We start from the raw sequence: 1,658 nt of genomic DNA, 5'->3' as shown, positions 1-1,658 counted from the left end.
TGGTCGGCGACGGCATCAACGACGCACCTGCGCTCGCCGCCGCCAACGTCAGCTTTGCGATGAAAGGCGGCGCAGACGTTGCCGAACACACCGCATCCGCCACGCTGATGCAGCATTCGGTCAACCAACTCGCCGATGCGCTGTCGGTATCGCGGGCGACGTTGAAAAACATCAAGCAAAACCTGTTTTTCGCCTTCTTCTACAATATCTTGGGTATTCCGCTTGCCGCGCTCGGCTTCTTAAACCCCGTCATCGCTGGCGCGGCAATGGCGGCAAGCTCGGTTTCCGTGTTGAGCAATGCGTTGAGGTTGAAGCGGGTGAAGATTGAGTGAGACGTGGCAAAGACCGCCCGAACTTCGCCAGCCCCGGCTGGGAGCAGCGTCAAGAATTCCCCGATTGCTGGGCATGACTCGCCCAAGCGGTAAACGACATGATTGAATACAATCGGGAAGGCGGTATCCTGTAAACATCAGGTATGTTGGTTTTAGCCAAGGAAATGCAACGTTGAACTTGAGAAGTGGAGGCCGTCTGAAAGCAGGTTTTCAGGCGGTATTCTATTTAAGATTGCTATTGGATAACGGTTAGGATATAGTGGCGCTTCGATCAATATGAAATTAAGGAAAAAGGTCATGAGTGGAAAATTAGACCAAATCAGCGGTAAAGTGAAAGAAACTGCGGGAGAATTATTAAACGATTCCAAACTTCAAGCAGAAGGCGTTGTTCAGCAAGGAATCGGCAAGGTGAAAGAAGTTGCTGCCGACATTGAGGAAAAAGCCGGCGATGTACTGAAAAAAGGTAAAGAAGAAGCCGAGCATTTGATTGACGATGCGAAAGAAAAAGCTGAAAACCTGATTAACGATATCAAAAGCAAATTCTGATTCATCTTTGCTTGAAACGATATAAAAAAGCCGTCTGAAACATGATTTCAGACGGCCTTTCTCGAGGTTTGGCCGGTATCGCGGTCAGTTGCCGATAAGCCGGTTGTTGCGGTAAACCTGTCGGCGTATCGGATTGCCGTTGCGGTCGTAAACCGTGTATGCGCTGTTTGTGGGGTGCGCATCGGCGGAGAACAGGGCTTTTTTGGGCAGTATCATCGGATCTGTACGTTTTTGCCCGTCGCCGTAAAAATCTTGTACCAAATAATTGCCGCCGCCGAGTACGTTGAGCAGCCTATGGTAGCTGCTGCCTTTGACGGCTTGTTCGGAAGCGGTGCCGTCTGCGGCAAAATGGGTGATGATTTGTTCTCCGGTAACGTTGATGCCACCTGTGTCTGCGGCAGGTGTGCGGCTGCCTATCGGAATATTGACGGAGGTTCCCAAGCCGATATGGCTGCCGAAACCGCCGATGCCGAGGCTGATCGAGCTTCCGCCCGGGCCGCCGGCGCAGGCGGTGAGGAGGAGCAGGGCGGTTATGAGGGCGGATTTTTGCACGGTTGTTTTCATGATGGTGCTCCCTGTTTGGCAAATATATGGAGACCTTTGCAAAATACCTCTCTTCACCTTTTCGCTGACAGCCAGAACCCAAACACAGGTTTTCGGCTATTTCCCTCCCCCAATACCTCCTAATTCTACCCAAATACCCCCTCAATCCTCCTCGGATACCTGATAATAAGGGATCCGGGCCGCCTTTTAGGCGGCAACAGGCACACTTAGCCTGTT

General features: G+C 51.7%; 2 protein-coding genes and 1 pseudogene. 2 read left to right on the top strand and 1 reads right to left on the bottom strand.

The window, feature by feature from the left end:
• Both BBW69_RS00720 and BBW69_RS00715 read left to right on the top strand, forming a co-directional pair.
• Positions 1 to 332: pseudogene (locus tag BBW69_RS00720) on the top strand (cation-transporting P-type ATPase); the annotation flags it as partial.
• A 297-nt stretch (positions 333 to 629) separates the two neighbouring features.
• A complete protein-coding gene (locus BBW69_RS00715; RefSeq protein ID WP_108043553.1) occupies positions 630 to 878 on the top strand; it encodes a CsbD family protein in 249 nt (82 codons plus the stop codon).
• An 84-nt stretch (positions 879 to 962) separates the two neighbouring features.
• On the opposite strand, the gene BBW69_RS00710 is transcribed toward BBW69_RS00715, so the two are convergent.
• Positions 963 to 1,442, bottom strand: a complete 480-nt coding sequence (locus tag BBW69_RS00710; RefSeq protein ID WP_188210090.1) for a NemA protein — start codon at positions 1,440 to 1,442, stop codon at positions 963 to 965.
• Positions 1,443 to 1,658 lie beyond the last annotated feature (216 nt).

The sequence above is a fragment of the Neisseria sp. RH3002v2f genome (assembly GCF_014596375.1).
GTDB lineage: Bacteria > Pseudomonadota > Gammaproteobacteria > Burkholderiales > Neisseriaceae > Neisseria > Neisseria cinerea.
Note: the sequence above shows the minus strand (reverse complement) of the source record. Positions and strands in the feature narration are given on the sequence as shown.